Origin of the sequence: Corynebacterium pseudodiphtheriticum, from assembly GCF_023509295.1 — a bacterium.
Classification (GTDB): domain Bacteria; phylum Actinomycetota; class Actinomycetes; order Mycobacteriales; family Mycobacteriaceae; genus Corynebacterium; species Corynebacterium pseudodiphtheriticum.
The window spans coordinates 2,293,823-2,310,990 of sequence record NZ_CP091864.1 but is presented as its reverse complement, the minus strand read 5'-3'; the positions used below and the strand labels follow the sequence as shown (position 1 = coordinate 2,310,990).

Sequence of the window (17,168 nt, the reverse complement as noted above, 5' to 3'; positions counted from 1 at the left end):
TTATGCGGCGGCAGCAAATCGGCTTGGTGTTACTCATAATCCAGTACGAAAGCTTGAACGTCGTTTCCAGCTGCATGGCAGACTATGTCTTGTGGAGAAACCAACTAAGCAGCAGTTTTCCTTCGAGACGAAAAAGGAAGTTGTCGATCGGTTCATAGGCGGCCAGTCCACGATGGAACTGGCCAGGGAATTTGGTTTGTCATCGGATCAACTTGTCACTCATTGGGTAAGGGCTTGGCGTGCAGGTGGTGATCAAGCGTTGCAGCCGAAACCGAAGGGACGAGCCAAACGCAGCACCAGCTCGACACCGCTCACCGAGGAAGATCGGCTACGCCGCGAGGTAGAGAAACTACAGGCAGAAAATGCGTACTTAAAAAAATTGCAGGACTTGAGGAACCAGCGACAAGGCTGAAAGTAGAAGCTATCGTCATCCTCAAGTCAGCCCACCGCCTGGAAGACCTACTGGTGGCGGCACGTCTTGCCCGGTCAACATTTTTCTATCACCAACAACGCCTCACCAAGGCCAACAAGCATGCCCAGCTCAAACAGGCAATCGTCGATGTCTTTGAGCGTATGAACCGTCGTTATGGTTACCGGCGAGTGCATGCCCAGCTACGCAGACAAGGATGGGTCGTCAACCATAAGCTGGTCTACAAGCTCATGGACCAACTGGGGCTTAAGTCCAAAGTCAGGGCGAAAAAGAAGTACAACTCGTACAAAGGCACAGTCAATGACATCGCAGCCAATGTAGTGAATCGATGTTTCACCCCTGATCAGCCAAATACGGTGTGGGCAAGCGATGTCACGGAGTTTCGCGTTGCTGGCACCAAAGTCTATCTATCGCCAATTATGGACTTATGTGATCGCTCGATCGTGTCGTACAGCGTTTCAACCTCACCGAATACGGTGTTTACCTCGCAGTCTTTGCGTGATGCCATCGCGCAAGAATCACCAGATCAAGGGTTGGTGGTGCATACCGATCAGGGATTCCAGTACCAGCATTCGAGTTGGCGCACACTCATCACAGGTATTGGTGGGACACAGTCGATGTCAAGGAGGGGAAACTGTTACGACAATGCAGTGATGGAAAACTTCTTCGGGCACCTGAAAACGGAGATGTACCACGGTGAAACATTCACCAGTCTGGCAGAGTTCTACCAGGCACTTGATGAATACATTCGTTGGTATAACCATGAACGCATCCAGAAACGACTCAAGGGCCTGACTCCGATGCAGTACCGGAACCAGACCCTAAAGCCTCTAACCGCCTAGAATTAAACCAGTCCAACTTTCGGGGGCAAGTTCACTGCGGCGCGCTATTTTACAAAAACCGCGATTTTTGTAAAATAGCGCGCTATTATTGTCTCTATTCTTACAGCGCTCAATTCTTACAGCGTTCAGTGAAAATACAACGCTGATTTAACATATGACGCTGATCTAAAGCAGTAACACCGACCCGAAGAAGGCGCGACTCATGGCAAGCACAACTGGTTATAAGCCATTGAAGACGGTCTTTCATGCGAGTCGGCACGGTCATTCGGAGTTGGAGAAAGAACACGCGCAAAGACTCGATTCACCAGCGACTCTATAATGGGATTTCGATGTCGCGGGGCATCCGCTATTCCTGATGATGACCGTCGAGCTTGCCGCACTATTGGAAAGAATCTGGCACACTGAACTGCGAATTTCCGAAAAATGGGCGGCACTTCCGGGCATTGGACGACAGCACTATTTGCTGGGAATCTTAATCTCTGAAATTCGGGCGACAAATGCCATTGAAGGGATTTTTTCTACGAGGAAAGAAATCGCGTCTGCTTTGGAACGGCCCTCTACTACCGCCCACAAACGATTTCGGGAAATGGCTGGGCTGTACCAATCATTGCTAGTGCCAGATTCCGAGCGCATGGAATTCCCGAAAACCGTGCAGCAGTTGCGAAAGCTTTACGATGAGCTACTTGCGCACGAAATTGCCGCCGAAGACGCACCAGACGGGAAGCATTTCCGTCGGCAGGAAGTCACGATCTTCGATGGAACGAAAACGCTTCATCGGGCGCCGGGGGCGGAAGAAGATATCGAGCATAGAATGGGTACTTTTTTGCGCACCCAAGCTAGCACCGAGAATTCTTTGGTGCAGGCAATAGTGGGGCATTTTATGCTCGAATACACCCACCCGTTTTATGACGGCAACGGGAGGTTAGGGCGGTTTTTGTTGGCGTTTCGGTTATTGGATGTTCTGTCGGCGCCGACCGCAATGTCTTTGTCGCACCAGTTTTCAGTGCAGCGGACGAAATACTATTCCGCCTTCCAGCAGGCCGAGCAGTCACTGAACCGTCGGGAAGTCACTTTCTTCGTTAAAGCAATCGCCGACCTCATTGGTGACGCTCAATTAGAACTAGAAGAATCCCTCGACGAGAAGCGGGTGCAGCTTCTTAACTTGGAAGGCAGGATCGGGGGAGCCGAATTCTCGGATTACCAGAAGGCGTTTTTGTCGATTCTTGGGCAGGCGTTTCTGTTCGGTCCCCATGAGCCGGTGTCCCTGCAGGAGATTGGGCAATACATGGGCAAACACTGGAATACTGTGCGACCAGTTGCACGCGAACTTGTCGCTCAGGGCGTCGTGCGGGAAGTTTCTAAGAAACCATTGTCCTTTGAATTGACAGAGAACGGGACCGCGATTCTCGGATTGCAGGAAGTCTAATGCTACGGCCGTAGTTTCTTAACCTAACCGTCGGCTTTAGTTCGTGCAGTCCCGAAAAATATCCGGCAAAAGTGGAAACACTACGGACAGTGTGTCGGTGACCGCGCCGGACGACGAGGCGCAGTTGATGATTAGGCTCCCGCCGCCGTGCTCGGTCATGCCAATGATCCCGCGGGACAGACCTGCCTTGGGTGAAGCTTCTAAACCACGCAGCAGCACTTGTGTTTCTAGGCCGTGTAGGCGGGCGCTGAGGTAGTTTTCGGTAACTTCTGGCGTGAAGTTGGTAGCACCAATGCCGGTTCCGCCGATGACGATGATGATTTCACAACCATCCGCGAGAGCCGTTTTTATAGCATCATCGACGGGGGTGTAACCTTCTGTGACAACTTTTGAAAAGTGCAATTGCAATCCGTAATTTTTAATAAAATCTTGTGCAATTTCACCGGATTTATTGGTTTTATCTTTCTGTAAAACTCGGTCGGAGCTGACGATGATGGCAGCTAGTTTTGTACCCATATTCCGCCTCCAATTTCTTGAAAATGAGTGGTGATAAAAGTCATAAGAGAGGGTTATTTCCCCAGCTTAGGGCTACCTTAAGTGCCCTACCTGCAAGATTGTCCGCTATGCGAATTACGCAAGATTTGTGTGTCGTAATTTAATAAAAATTTAGCCGTTTCGGGTTTCCTTGATCGATTCATATACCACTAGATTGGGGGTCATAGGCCCTACGACTAATGAGGATACAATGACTACTCTCGATACCTCAGGCAAAGTCATCCAGGGATGGGATCCGGAAAAATCCGATCACTGGGACTCCAAAATAGCCTGGCGAACACTGTGGATTTCCACCTTCGTTCTCGTTATTGGTTTTGCCACTTGGTACCTGGTCTCCGCAATTGCTCCACAGCTTAATGCAATCGGATTCGACCTGACCACTGCTCAGCTTTATTGGCTGACCTCGATTCCAGGCCTGGCCTGCGGTTTATTCCGCTTGTTCTTTATGTTCATGCCTCCCATCATGGGTACCCGCAAGCTAGTTTGGGTTTCTTCTCTGCTGTTCATCATCCCGATGCTCGGCTGGTTCTTCGCTGTACAAGACACTTCCACCCCGTACTGGTGGCTGCTGGTTCTTGCCTTTATGTCTGGTGTCGGCGGCGGCGTGTTCTCCGGATTCATGCCCTCGACCGGTTACTTCTTCCCGAAGCGTCTGTCCGGCACCGCACTAGGCCTGCAGGCGGGTATCGGTAACTTCGGTATTTCGTTCATCCAGTTGGTTGCTCCATGGTTGATGGGATTCACCCTGCTGGGTGTTGGTTTCGTCGCACCGCAGCGTACCGACGACGGCAACATTTTCGTGCACAACCCAGCGATTTTCCTGGTCCCATGGGCCATCGTTGGTGCAATCTTGGCGTTCACTCTGTTGAAAGACGTTCCGATTGAGGCGAACTTCCGCCAGCAGATCGACATCTTCGGCAACAAAAACACCTGGATTTTGACCGTTGTCTACATGATGACTTTCGGTGGATTCGCAGGCTTTGCAGCCCAGCTGCCACTGCTGATCAACCAGACCTTTGGTGCTGGCTCGGAATTTGCTGGTCAATTCGAAGATCTGCCGAACGGTGCTACTTTCGCCTTCCTTGGACCACTCATTGGCGCCCTGGTTCGCGCAATGTGGGGCCCACTGTGCGATAAATTCGGCGGTGCCATCTGGACGTTCATCGGCTGTCTCGGAATGACGATCTTCACCGTCGTCGCCACGTTCTTCCTGACGCCTACCCACCCGGATCAGATGTGGTGGTTCTTAGGCTCGATGCTGGTGGTCTTCTTCTTCACTGGCTTGGCTAACGCCGGAACCTTCAAGCAGATGCCGATGATTCTGCCGAAGCGGCAGGCTGGCGGTGTGATCGGTTGGACCGGTGCCACGGCAGCCTTCGGACCATTCATCGTCGGTGTCCTGCTTTCGATGCTGGCCCCAACGGTCTTCTTCATCGGCTGCGTTGTGTACTTCTCGATCACCACGGTGCTGGTCTGGATCTTCTACGCCCGCCCGAACGCACCATACCCAGGATAAAGCGCCGTATACAGGATAAATAGGAGCACATTCCCCCATGACTACTGCTACTTCCGGTTCCCCAAAACCGAATCCGCTGTTTAAGCTCGGTGCCTACCTGCGCAAAGGTGAGGCCACGGAGTCTGGCCAACAGCTGTTCTTAAAAGGCGGCCGCCAAGCGGACGTTTTCTACCGCAACCGCTGGGCCTTCGACAAGATGGTCCGTTCCACCCACGGCGTGAACTGTACTGGTTCCTGCTCGTGGAAGGTCTACGTCAAAGATGGCGTGATCACCTGGGAATCCCAGGCTGTGGATTACCCAACCACCGGCAACGACATGCCAGAATATGAGCCCCGCGGTTGCCCACGTGGTGCGTCGTTCTCTTGGTACACCTACTCGCCAACTCGTGTGCGTTACCCATACGCCCGTGGCGTGCTCGTGGACATGTTCCGTGAGGAAAAGAAAAAGCACGGCGATTCCGTGCTGGCGTGGCGCGCGATCCAAGAAGACCCAGAAAAGCGCCGCGCTTATGTTTCGCAGCGCGGCAAGGGCGGCTTGATCCGCATTTCCTACGAAGAGGCCATCGATATTGCTTCGGCGGCGCACGTCTACACCATCCGTAAGTACGGCCCAGACCGCATCAACGGCTTCACCGTTATTCCGGCCATGTCGCAGGTGTCCTACGGCGCCGGCATGCGTTTCTTGCAGTCCATCGGCGGCGTCGCCCTGTCCTTCTACGACTGGTACGCCGACTTGCCACCGGCATCGCCACAGACTTTCGGCGACCAAACCGACGTCCCAGAATCCGGCGACTGGTACAACTCGTCCTACCTGATGATGTGGGGCTCCAACATCCCGGTCACCCGTACCCCGGACGCCCACTTCATGGTGGAAGCCCGCTACAAGGGCACCAAGGTTGTCGTGGTCTCCCCGGATTTCGCGGATAACACCAAGTTCGCCGACGAATGGGCCCGCATCCAACCAGGCACCGACGCCGCGCTAGCGTTCGCCATGGGGCACGTCATCCTGAAGACCTTCCACGTGGACCGCCAGGAGCCGTACTTCCTCAACTACATGCGGAAATACACTGACTCGCCATTCTTGGTGGCTCTGGACAAGCGTGACGACGGCACCTACACCCCAGGTAAATTCCTGACCGCCTCGCAGGTCAGCGATGACACCCTGAAGGAATCACCCAACGCGACCCACCGTGGCTTGGTCATGGAAGAAGACGGTCGCGTCGTCGACCCAGGCGGCACGGTTGCCGACCGCTGGGATATGGAATCGTCGAAGTGGAACCTGGCGCTGGATCACGCAGACCCGGTCATGTCGATCGCCGAGACCGACCAATTCGACACCGCAGAGGTGCTGTTCCCACGTTTTGACTTGGATGCCAACCCAGAAGACGTCGGAACCGGTAAGCCAATCGGCGCTGGTGTCGTGCACCGCGGCGTTCCGGTACGTGAGGTTGACGGCAAGCTCGTCACCACTGTCTACGACGTCATGCTCGCGCACTATGGCGTGAACCGTGAAGAACTGAACCTGCCTGGCTCCTGGCCGAAGGACTTCCATGACGCCAGCGAAGTAGGCACCCCAGCATGGCAAGAAGGTTTGACTGGTGTCGCAGCCGAAACCGCGATCCGCATTGGCCGCGAATTCGCGCAGAATGCTGCCGATTCACAGGGCCGCTCGCAGATCATCATGGGCGCCGGCGTGAACCACTACTTCCACGCCGACAACATCTACCGCACCTTCTTGGCACTGACCTCCATGTGCGGCACCCAGGGCGTCAACGGTGGCGGCTGGGCGCACTACGTCGGCCAGGAAAAACTGCGTCCGATGAATGGCTGGACCCAGTGGGCCATGTCTGCCGACTGGCAGCGCCCACCGCGCCACATGATCACCACCGGCTTCTACTACTTCGCCACCGAGCAATACCGCTACGACAACTCGCGGGCATCCCACCTGGGCTCGCCATTGGCCAACAACGACGCCATCGGTGACAAGATGGTCTCCGACACCATGGCAGAAGCCATGCGTCGTGGCTGGATGCCGGCCTACCCGCAGTTCAACCGCAACTCGCTGTTCTTGGCTGACGAAGCCGACGAAGCCGGCATGGAAGTCAACGATTACGTCGTCCAGCAGCTAGAAAAAGGCGACCTGGAGTTCTCCTACGACAACCCATCGGCAGAAGAGAACTGGCCACGCATCCTCATCAACTGGCGTACCAACCTGCTGGGCTCCTCCGCGAAAGGCACCGAGTTCTTCCTCCGCCACCTGCTGGGCATCGACTCCGATGCCAACGCGCCGGAACTGGCAGAAGAAGATCGCCCGCGCACCATCAAATGGACCGATGACGTGCCCGTCGGCAAGCTCGATCTGATGATGACCGCCGATTTCCGCAATACCTCTACCACTCTGGTCTCTGACCTGGTGTTCCCGGCGGCGACCTGGTACGAAAAGCACGACATGTCCTCGACGGATATGCACCCGTACCTGCACTCGTTCAACGCCGCGATTAACCCACCATGGGAGGCACGCACCGACTTCGAGATCTTCCGCGATCTCGCCGCAGACCTGTCTGACAAGGCCACCACCTGGCTGGGCAAGCAGCGCGACGTCGTCACGCAGCCAAGCCACCACGACAGCCCCGACGAGCTGGGCATGCCAAACGGCGTGGTGCCGAACGTGGAAGAGCAGGGACTGATCCCGGGCGTGACCATGCCGAAGCTGCACGTCGTCGAGCGTGATTACACCAAGATCTACGAGAAGTGGACCCACCTCGGCCCGCTGCCAGCAAAGGCCGGAACTGGCGTGCACGGCACCAAGTTCAACGTCGAAAAGCAGGCCAAAGAGCTTGAGCTGATCTGCGGTACCTCGGAAACTTCCATGGGCGAGCTGGTGGATCTGTCCAAGGACACCAAGGTCATCGACGCCATTTTGCACCTGTCTGGTGTGTCGAATGGCGAGCTGGCCAAGCAAGGCTTTGAGTTCCTGTCCTCGCGCACTGGCAAAGACCTCACCCCACTGGGTGCGGCCGACGAAGACGTGCGCATCACCTGGGACGACATCAAGGAACGCCCGAAAGAGGTCATTACCTCGCCGGAGTGGACCGCCGACAAGCGCAACAAGCGCCGCTACACCGCGTTTTCCATCAACGTGGAATTCGACAAACCATGGCACACCGTCACTGGCCGCATGCAGTACTACATCGACCACGACTGGTACATTGACTACGGCGAAACCCTGCCGATTTTCCGGCCACCGCTGGATCACGTCCACATGCACGGCGAATTCGCGCCGGGCACGGAACTGACCAACGACCGTGGCGAAGCCGAAGTCACGCTGCGTTACTTGACGACGCACAACAAGTGGTCGATCCACTCGCAGTACTTCGATAACCTGCACGTTTTGTCCATCTCGCGTGGTGGGCAGGTTGTGTGGATGTCCAACAAGGACGCCGAGAAGATCGGGGTTACGGACAACGACTGGGTCGAGGTCTACAACCGCAACGGTGTGGTGTCTGCGCGTGCCATCGTCTCCCACCGCATCCCGGAGGGCACGATGATCTGTAACCACGCCCAGGAACGCACCGTCGGCACGCCGATCAATGAGCACACTGGCCGACGCGGCGGCACGCACAACTCGCTGACCCGCATCTCTATCAAACCGGTACACATCGCTGGCGGTTACGGCCAGCTGACCTACCACTTCAACTACATCGGCCCGACTGGCAACAACCGCGATGAGGTTACTCGCGTCCGTCGCCGTTCACAGGAGGTTTCCTACTAATGAAAGTCATGGCCCAAATTTCCATGATCATGAACCTGGACAAGTGCATTGGCTGCCACACTTGTTCGGTGACCTGTAAGCAGGCATGGACCAACCGTGAAGGCACCGAGTACATCTGGTTCAACAACGTCGAGACCCGCCCGGGTCTGGGGTACCCACGCACATGGGAGGACCAGGAGAAGTGGAAAGGCGGCTGGGAACGCACCAGCTCTGGCAAGCTGAAGCCGAAAGCCGGTGGACGCATCAAGAAATTGGCGACGCTGTTCCACAACCCGAACTTGCCGGAGCTCAAGGACTACTACGAGCCTTGGACTTACCAGTACGAAGATCTGATGGGTGCGAAGGCTGGGCAGAAAACGCAGCCAACCGCAAAGCCGGTATCGCAGATCGACGGCCGCGACATCAGCAAGATTGAATGGTCGTCCAACTGGGACGATAACCTGGGTGGTTCCACCGCAACCATGGACGATGATCCGATCTTGCACAACATGAACCTCGAGGTGAAAAAGGAAATCGAGGATTCGTTCATGTTCTACCTGCCGCGTATCTGCGAGCACTGCATGAACCCGACCTGTGTTTCCTCGTGCCCATCTGGTGCGATGTACAAGCGCACCGAGGACGGCATTGTTCTGGTGGACCAAGACCGTTGCCGTGGTTGGCGCATGTGCGTTTCCGGCTGCCCGTACAAGAAGGTTTATTTCAACCACAAGACTGGTAAAGCCGAGAAATGTACTTTGTGCTACCCGCGTTTGGAGGTCGGCCAGCCGACGGTGTGCTCTGAGACCTGCGTGGGCCGTCTGCGCTACCTGGGCGTGATTCTTTACGACGCCGACCGCGTCGCTGAGGCCGCTGCCACCGAAAACGAGCAGGATCTGTTCGAGGCGCAGAAGTCCATCATGCTGGATCCGCACGACCCAGAGGTGGTGCGTGCCGCACAAGCAGAGGGCATCCCGCACTCCTGGATTGATGCTGCCCAGCAGTCGCCGATCTATGATCTGATCTTCAAGTACGGTGTTGCTTTGCCGCTGCACCCGGAGTACCGCACCTTGCCTATGGTCTGGTACATCCCGCCGCTGTCCCCAATCGTCGACAGCGTGACTGCTTCCGGCAACGACGGCGAGGATCACAAGATCTTGTTCTCGGCTTTGTCGAATATGCGCATCCCGCTGGATTACCTGGCTGGTTTGTTCACCGCGGGCGATACCGTGCCGGTGGAGAAATCCCTGCGCCGCCTGGTGGCTATGCGTTCCTACATGCGCGATATCAACCTGGGCAACGAGCCGAAGGAAGAAATTGCCCAGGCCGTCGGCATGACCGGCAAGCAGATCGAAGAAATGTACCGTCTGCTGTCCATCGCGAAGTACGACGACCGCTACGTCATCCCGACCGCTTCTCCGGAAACCCCACGTGGCATTTCCAACCTGGACCCATTCGGTGGTGTCGATCCGGCACAGGCCTCCGAGGACGTATTCCACGACCTGGGCATGGGAGCACCGGAAGCCTGCACCAGCAGTGCTGCGCAAGGAGGCAAAGTCTCGCTGTTGTCGTGGAGCGGTGACCGCCCCGATTCGATGTTCCCTCCGAAAAAATAGGGAATAGGGAAGAAGTAGGAGCAACCCTTGAGTATCTTCGACAAACTGCGCAAACGCCCGACGACTCCGTCGACGAAGCCGAAATTTGCCGCCGCGCCTGCCGACGACGCCGTCGCCGGATATGGCACCCCGGCTGGTATCGGCACTATGGGTGGCGCCAAGGACGTCGAGCGAACCCTGCGTGCCCACACCGGTAAAGTGCCCACCGAGTTCATTGCCCCGGTGGAGGTCACCGAAGAGCAGCGACGCATCACCGCGATGGCGGTGTCTGTGTTGCTGAACTACCCGGGCGAGGACATCATCGATAAGCTCGCCGCTGTCGAAGAGCAGGTAGATCAGCTGCCGTTGGCGATTGCCACAGACTTCGTGAACTTCGCGGAATGGGCCCGCAGTGTGGGCCCGCGTGCGCTGGAAGAACACTACGTGGAAACTTTCGACCAGCGTCGTCGTTGCGCGTTGTTCTTGTCCTACTACGCCGTGGGCGATACTCGCCAGCGGGGCATGGCAATTTTGTCGTTCCGTGAGCAGCTGGAGGCCTTGGGTTTCCAGATTTCGGACGACGAGTTGCCGGATCATCTGTGCGTGGTATTAGAAGCCATGGCGATGACCGAAGGTGAAGAGCACGAACGCGCCGTGGAAATGGTGGCCAGCCACCGCGAGGGCATTGAGGTGCTGCGGGCGGCGTTGAACCAGGCGAGCTCGCCTTATGTCGCGCTGATCGTCGCATTGTGCAAGGCGTTGCCGCAGGTTGATGCAAAGACTGCGCAGAAATACGTCGATTTGATCCGTACCGGACCGCCCGCAGAGATGGTCGGCATCGCGGATTTGCCGTTCCCGACCACGCAGCCGGACGTTGTATAACTAAAATTGATTAAGGACCACACCATGTTTGATAACTTCCTCTGGGGCGCGTTCCCGTGGTTAGCGATTGTGGCGTTTGTCGTCGGTATCTTCTGGCGTTGGCGCTCGGACCAATTCGGCTGGACCACTCACTCCTCGCAGATTTATGAATCCAAGCTGCTGCGCTTGTCGTCGCCACTGTTCCACTGGGGCATGGTCTTCGTGATCATCGGCCACCTGATGGGCCTGGCCTTCCCGAAGTCCTGGACTCGCGCCGTCGGCATCGACGATCACACTTACCACCTGATCGCGACCATCCCGGGTTCCATTGCCGCGTTGGCGGTGTTGCTGGGATTCGCCGGGTTGCTCTACCGTCGTTTGAAGAACCGTTCGGTGTTCTTGTCGACGTCCACCTCCGACAAAGTCATGTACATTTTGTTGGGTGCGGCGCTGATTTCCGGTTCTTTCGCGACGTTTACGCTGCAGTTGTTTGATCTGGCCGGTACCGGTGGATACGACTACCGCGAAACCATCTCGCCGTGGTTGCGTCAGCTATTGATTTTCAATATTGAGCCGGACCTCATGGCGAATGCTCCGTGGCAGTTCAAGGTGCACGTCATTGCTGGTTTCACGCTGATTGCCGTGTGGCCGTTTACCCGCCTGGTGCACGCGTTCTCTGCGCCGGTGGGGTACACCACCCGCCCGTACGTGCTGTACCGTTCCCGCGACGAGCGCACCACCCCGATGCGTTCCAATACCGCGTGGGAGCCAATCCGTTCGCACCGCGAGCAGTTGGAAGGTGAAACCCCAAGCCACGGTGCTTAGGTTCCCGCGGGTCTAGCCATCTGACTCAATACGCTGCTCCGGCAGCGACTGCCGCCAGTCCGGTGCTCAATTGCGAGCATCAGGGCTGGCGGTTTTGTGTTGGCGGATAAAATTGCTCCCTAGAGACGCACTTCGGTCTTTTTCCTCTATATAAACTCGAATAGTGACAATTTAGGTTGCATGATAACGGGTTATCTATTGAGGCCAGCCCTAAATATCACCCCGTATTTACAAATCCCGGTAAAGCGCTAGGTCTATTGGTAGACAAACGATAATATGAGTTAGCTCAAAGCATTTCGGGATCAGGAATATTTGGGGGTCAGGTGAGAAAAACCAAGGCGAAAATCGCGATCGGGCTTATCTCCGTTAATCTATTTCTGGCTGTAATCGGTGGCTTTCTTGTGCAAGATACTGATTTATACCATTGGCCGGTGTGTTTTGTTCTCGGACTCAGTGCAGGAGCCCTAGGTATTGCAGAGCGTAAACCATGGATAGCGGGAATTGGGCTGTTCAGTGCGGTATTTCCAGCGGTTCTCATGTTTGGATCCTGGTTTGTGTATACCGTAATGAATATATCCTGAATGAATATATTGAAGTGTACTAGGTTTTGTTCCTAGGCATTTACCTTATTTTCTATTATTTCCCGAGACTCGTCTTGTTCCCACAACGCGTCTTCAACCTCGACCGGGGTGCGGTATCCCAAGCTTTGATGCAGCCTTCAGCAGCTCATTAGTATCTCGCAGCTCTTGGTTTTCACGACGTAGTCTGGCGTTTTCAGCAATCACGTCTTCTTCGGCACGAGTAACATCGCCATCCCGGCGAGCAGGCTTAAGTCCATTGACGAGCCGTGTGCCATGAAACCCCCAGCTTTGGGGCTACTGCTTGGCACGCGGGGTGCATCGACATATTTTCCGCCACGATGCGATCTTCCACGAGACAGACCACACGGTCCTTCGCATCCTGGTCAAATTTTTTGGGCATGTTCGAAGATTTTCCCATCTACTCAAACGGAACAAAACCTGGGACACTTCAAAAGAATATGGATAGGCCTATTAAAAAGGGTGAATCACACTGTCGTGGCACACAGCAGACAATCAACATGTCAGATACTGGGATTTGACCGAGGGGATTGGAAGGTTGCCGGTACTAGGTCATAGACATTCATCCATCAAAATTATATGCATTCTTTAATAATTATGAATAGCGGAATCCCATCGCAGCTCAAGTCATTTGATGATAGATTTAAAGTGTCACTTAGTTACTTGATTGACAGCTGTTCGAATGGCCTACTAGGCCTTGCCCCCAGTTCCGCTCAAATACAAGGAGACTCGCATGAAACGCACGCTCAAGGGAGTGCTTGCATCCATCTGGTCCACCCAATAGGTTCTTTCGTTAGGCCTCATGAACAGATTCATTCTTCCAACAGCCTGCCTAGCCATCGCCGTGGGTTATGCAATTTCCCATGCAACATCAACAGCTATGCTCGAAGGGCAGGCGAACGGGCTACTTTTCTCACGCAATCTAGTGGGGCAAATCATGGGATCGGCGTCTTTATGGATAAGCTGTGCATTTCTGGCAGGAAAATCCATATCGGGCAGAACACTACTCTCATCCTTCGTCGGAGTATTTACACTCCTTTTTATGTTGGCAGTCCACTATGCGACGGGCGCGCTTCTCGGATTTTTTTCATCTAGTATTTTTTCTGATAACCAGATTTGGTTCCTCGCTTCATTGCCTGCAGGAATGATATTTGGCTTATTAGGCTATTTATCGAATAGAATCCCTTTGCTTAGCTTAATTCTTGCATTGTGTTTCTTAACTGAGCCTTTCGTAATTGGATATATACCTGGGGTGAAATCTCTTCCCTGGACAACTGTTCTCGCCGGCCAGATTGCCGGAATTTCCTTGATATGTGTAGGTATTCTTATTGTTTATATAGCCTGTAAGGAAGCCATTAAGGGTGGTAGAAATGGGTAACATACTTATATAAGGGTTTGCTCCGAGCAATCTTGGGACGTAGCGGAGCAACTGGCTGCAACCTTCTCTGTAATAGTTACAGATGATGAAATTCAGTACGATTTCCCAAGGGATATTACAGTCGTGCAAGAGGATGAAGATTTACCTGAATTATCCCCTCTAAGAGAGGCTTATCGTGTGTTCGACGTCAGTGAAGTGCCCCGAGTTTTGTTCCTAGGCATTTACCTTATTTTCTATTATTTCCCGAACGGCGAGCAGGCTTAAGTCCATTGACGAGCCGTGTGCCATGAAACCCCCAGCTTTGGGGCTACTGCCTGACTCGCGGATTGCATCGACATATTTTCCGCCAAGATGCGATCTTCCACGAGACGGACCACGCGGTCCTTGGCATCCTGGTCAAATTTTTTGGGCATGTTCGAAGATTTTCCCATCTACTCAAACGGAACAAAACCTGGGACACTTCAGTCGTGAATCTACCTCCCCAACACAGGTACCACGCTGACAGCTCTCCACGACAAAGCGTTGGTAAAAGGGGGTTGTTTCCTGTGGGATTAAATCAGTCCATATTCCCCGTAAATAAGCCTGCTCTCTCACAACTATGCCTTTTCTTTCCCCGTCCCAAAGAGCAAGAGCCAGCCAGGACCAAACAATGCAATGAATAGTACAGAAGTGAACGGCATTGTACTCGCCTGAGATAAGGCGTCTTGTTGACTCTCATTAACCGCCAAGAGCATGAGACCTCTATTGACAAAGAAACCTACGGCCATAGCCGCAATCCATTTTCCTAAAAAGAAAAGCTCAGAACGCATTTCTATAGCAAAACTGCGTTTTTCAGGTTTCTGAGTCGGGATTTTCGCATGCCAAGAGTATGCCTTTTTGTCACACCACTTAATTATACTTGGCCCAAGAATAATACTAATGCCCAAGTAAATTCCCGCTAGTTGATGCGCTAATTCTACGGGCTTTCCAGCACGAAGCTCTACTATCACAATGAATATTAAGGCAACATCAACCAAAGGGACCGCTAAGAGCAAAATCTTGCTAAGCGTAGGTTTTCGCAAACCATAGCGGACCATCATCCCCGCCGCAATTAGAATCCAAAACAGTATTTCAGCGAGAACAATTAGCAACTATGGCCCCTTTCGAATTATTTACCCGGAAGGGTCTCATTCGCGACTCGAATTAAGTCACCTACGGTGGACAGATCTTCGGTGTGCCTATCGCTGATATCTGTTCCATATTTCTGGTTAATAACCAAACATAACTCTAGGAGAGCGAGTGAATCTAACCCAAGCTCGTCTTTAAGAGAGGTCGATTCATCAATTTCCGTTCCAGCAAACGGCTCTTCGGTGATACGCTCTTTCTCTTCTAGTAAAAACCGCTGAAACTCAGCACTATCGATCATCGTCAATCCTTTCTAGTACCATACTCACGTTGCTGCCCCCAAATCCGAAGCAGTTTAACAGTAGAGAATCGTCATTGAGAACGAACTCAGTTTCCCCTGACACTAGTCGAACTTTTGGCGCTGTGCTACGGGGATTGGTTAATCCAGCCATCCCAATGATTGAAGAGCCTTTCATGAGCCGTAAAGCTGAGGCTACAGAGGCGACGCCAGCACCGAAAACGGCATGGCCGAGAGCCCCTTTATTCCCTATAACCGTAGCTTTTTTGCCGTATTTATCACAGAAGGAGGCTATTGCCTCAAGCTCAGCAGTGTCCCCTTGGACCGTTCCTGTTCCGTGCGCAAATACAACCCTCGGAACCAGACCCGCCTTTTCTACAGACCGAGACATGACTTCCAGCTCTTCAGACGGTGTGGAGCCGCTTAAACCTCCAATACTACGGGCATGCCAACCCTGAACCGTCACAGAACCAAAGTTTGGCTTCGCTTGAGCACGCACCAATAACGCTCCAGAAAAGCCAAATACTCGTGTTCCATTTGCCTCACGATCGAAAGGTTTTAACTGCGTACCCAATGCTCTCGCTTCACGAAAGCGTTTTCTTCAATCCCCCCTTCCATTGAAGTGGCGCATACGATCGCGGCATCACATCCGCCAAATCTACACATATCTGAGGCCAAACCTATTGCGATCCCAGTAGAAGCACATGCGTGAGATACCGTCACCTGTTCTACAACGGCCCCCGGAAGCAGGCCTTTAATTTCTGGCACAGGAGATGTTGGGTAAAATGCAGCCGTCTCTTTATTCTCGCCATGACACTGACTTCCCAGAAATACTACAACCTTTCCACCAATAGGATTCCCTTTTTGCTTAGCAGATTCGATAAGCGCTCTCACGCATTTCACAAGGTTTTCAGCCCCAGTGCTACCCCCCTCCCATTTAACGTCCAACACCGGATCCCCTAAGCCGACTAATGCCGCTTCCGCACGAGCGGAACTTGTAACCACATTCTCTAAGACCGCTGTTTTAACCACGGACTTCTCCTTTGCATAGTCTTCTCAGCTCGACCGATAGGAACTAAGTCCCCCTGCTCTGTAATGTTAGCGATATCCCCGGTTTGCAGCCAGCCTTCTCCATCCACTTCTCTAATAGGGACGAGCACCCCGTCAATCAACTCCGCGCTAGCCCGAAAAGGAGAACGAACATATAGCTCATCTTTCTGGAGAACGATTTCCACACCAGGAAGAGGGGGTCCGCAAGACCCTGGAGTCAGTGAGTCTCCTCTCATATTGATAGCAACATTCGGCCCTGCCTGGGTCAGCCCGTACCCATTACTTAGGGGAATCCCCCGTTCACGAAAATACTGTTCACAATTCTTCGGAAGAAGATCTCCGCCAACGCCACGCACTCTTATAGTTGAAAGTGCATCAATAAGTTTTTCGTCAGAAGAAAGGAAGGCCATAACCGTTTGCCAAAATCGAACACCGCCATCGATCGTCCCGGTAGCTCCTTCACGCGCAGCATCAAAAAATTGACCAATCTCAGTAGGATCAAACAGCTGTACAGGAATGGATGACTCACTAGCCATAAGCAAAACGCTAGTGGCATAAGCAGTGTTGCGACGAATAGCTAATGCAGTAGGGGTCGAACGATCAACCTCCATAACCTCCGCAGTTGTACGTGCATGTTTCCAGAGAGCATGTCGTGTAAACGCGAATGCCCTGGGCTTTCCAGTGGATCCGCTGGTGTGCTGAATTAATACTGGAGGATCCTCTTCAACCTTAGAAGCGATAGAGTTCGCAACATAAACCTCCCTGGGGACTGCATCATCACCCCCGCCTACAACAGTGAGCCAATCAGAATCATTTATAGCCGATAAAACTGCTCCTGCATATTCCTCATTCGGAATTTTATTGCCTATAGTCCGAGTCTGAAACGATAAACCGGAAAGACCCTTTGAGCTTGAAACAGGTAAAACTTGCATATTTTCTCC

The 17,168-nt window shown here is 53.5% G+C and carries 13 protein-coding genes and 3 pseudogenes; 8 read left to right on the top strand and 8 right to left on the bottom strand.

The features are described from left to right. Nucleotides 1–47: 47 nt before the first annotated feature. Nucleotides 48–1,272 (top strand): annotated as a pseudogene (locus L9H78_RS10310) (IS3 family transposase); the annotation flags it as partial. Nucleotides 1,273–1,627: 355 nt separating this feature from the next. Beyond that, nucleotides 1,628–2,698: a Fic family protein gene (locus L9H78_RS10305; RefSeq protein WP_249620039.1), complete on the top strand. Its 1,071-nt coding sequence runs from the start codon at nt 1,628–1,630 to the stop codon at nt 2,696–2,698. 36 nt (nt 2,699–2,734) lie between these two features. Here L9H78_RS10305 and L9H78_RS10300 read toward each other — a convergent pair whose 3' ends face one another. Next, the gene (locus L9H78_RS10300; RefSeq protein WP_249620038.1) at nt 2,735–3,214 is read right to left on the bottom strand and encodes a molybdopterin-binding protein; all 480 of its coding nucleotides are present in this window, start codon (nt 3,212–3,214) and stop codon (nt 2,735–2,737) included. Between the two features lie 229 nt (nt 3,215–3,443). Here L9H78_RS10300 and L9H78_RS10295 point away from each other — a divergent pair, with 229 nt between their 5' ends. Genes L9H78_RS10295 through narI form a run of 5 tightly spaced genes read left to right on the top strand, consistent with a single transcriptional unit; the run spans nt 3,444 to nt 11,798 of the window. Beyond that, complete coding sequence (locus L9H78_RS10295) at nt 3,444–4,769, top strand: MFS transporter (RefSeq protein ID WP_023018688.1); 1,326 nt, start codon at nt 3,444–3,446, stop codon at nt 4,767–4,769. A 37-nt stretch (nt 4,770–4,806) separates the two neighbouring features. Next, nucleotides 4,807–8,541, top strand: coding sequence for a nitrate reductase subunit alpha (locus L9H78_RS10290; protein WP_249620037.1), 3,735 nt, complete (start codon nt 4,807–4,809; stop codon nt 8,539–8,541). After that, nucleotides 8,541–10,133, top strand: a complete 1,593-nt coding sequence (gene narH / locus L9H78_RS10285; protein ID WP_249620036.1) for a nitrate reductase subunit beta — start codon at nt 8,541–8,543, stop codon at nt 10,131–10,133. The genes L9H78_RS10290 and narH overlap by 1 nt, the downstream gene beginning before the upstream one ends. A gap of 27 nt (nt 10,134–10,160) precedes the next feature. Beyond that, on the top strand, nt 10,161–10,994 hold the full coding sequence (gene narJ / locus L9H78_RS10280) for a nitrate reductase molybdenum cofactor assembly chaperone (RefSeq protein ID WP_249620035.1): 834 nt from the start codon (nt 10,161–10,163) through the stop codon (nt 10,992–10,994). A gap of 24 nt (nt 10,995–11,018) precedes the next feature. Further along, nucleotides 11,019–11,798, top strand: a complete 780-nt coding sequence (gene narI / locus L9H78_RS10275) for a respiratory nitrate reductase subunit gamma (protein WP_249606198.1) — start codon at nt 11,019–11,021, stop codon at nt 11,796–11,798. Nucleotides 11,799–12,626: 828 nt separating this feature from the next. Here the strand turns inward: narI and L9H78_RS10270 are convergent. After that, a pseudogene (locus L9H78_RS10270) lies at nt 12,627–12,826 on the bottom strand (hypothetical protein). 373 nt (nt 12,827–13,199) lie between these two features. Between L9H78_RS10270 and L9H78_RS10265 the strand changes: the two are divergent. Further along, on the top strand, nt 13,200–13,775 hold the full coding sequence (locus L9H78_RS10265) for a hypothetical protein (RefSeq protein WP_023018694.1): 576 nt from the start codon (nt 13,200–13,202) through the stop codon (nt 13,773–13,775). 260 nt (nt 13,776–14,035) lie between these two features. Here the strand turns inward: L9H78_RS10265 and L9H78_RS10260 are convergent. From L9H78_RS10260 to L9H78_RS10240, 6 genes and pseudogenes are all read right to left on the bottom strand, one after another. Beyond that, nucleotides 14,036–14,235: pseudogene (locus L9H78_RS10260) on the bottom strand (hypothetical protein). 136 nt (nt 14,236–14,371) lie between these two features. After that, nucleotides 14,372–14,905, bottom strand: a complete 534-nt coding sequence (locus tag L9H78_RS10255; RefSeq protein ID WP_249620033.1) for a hypothetical protein — start codon at nt 14,903–14,905, stop codon at nt 14,372–14,374. A 17-nt stretch (nt 14,906–14,922) separates the two neighbouring features. After that, complete coding sequence (locus L9H78_RS10250; RefSeq protein ID WP_249620032.1) at nt 14,923–15,180, bottom strand: acyl carrier protein; 258 nt, start codon at nt 15,178–15,180, stop codon at nt 14,923–14,925. After that, a complete protein-coding gene (locus L9H78_RS10655; protein WP_430622755.1) occupies nt 15,170–15,643 on the bottom strand; it encodes a beta-ketoacyl-[acyl-carrier-protein] synthase family protein in 474 nt (157 codons plus the stop codon). Before L9H78_RS10655 ends, L9H78_RS10250 begins: the two co-directional genes overlap by 11 nt. 92 nt (nt 15,644–15,735) lie before the next feature. Further along, nucleotides 15,736–16,209, bottom strand: a complete 474-nt coding sequence (locus L9H78_RS10245) for a hypothetical protein (RefSeq protein ID WP_249620031.1) — start codon at nt 16,207–16,209, stop codon at nt 15,736–15,738. Next, complete coding sequence (locus tag L9H78_RS10240; protein ID WP_249620030.1) at nt 16,188–17,159, bottom strand: AMP-binding protein; 972 nt, start codon at nt 17,157–17,159, stop codon at nt 16,188–16,190. Before L9H78_RS10240 ends, L9H78_RS10245 begins: the two co-directional genes overlap by 22 nt. Between the last annotated feature and the right edge of the window lie 9 nt (nt 17,160–17,168).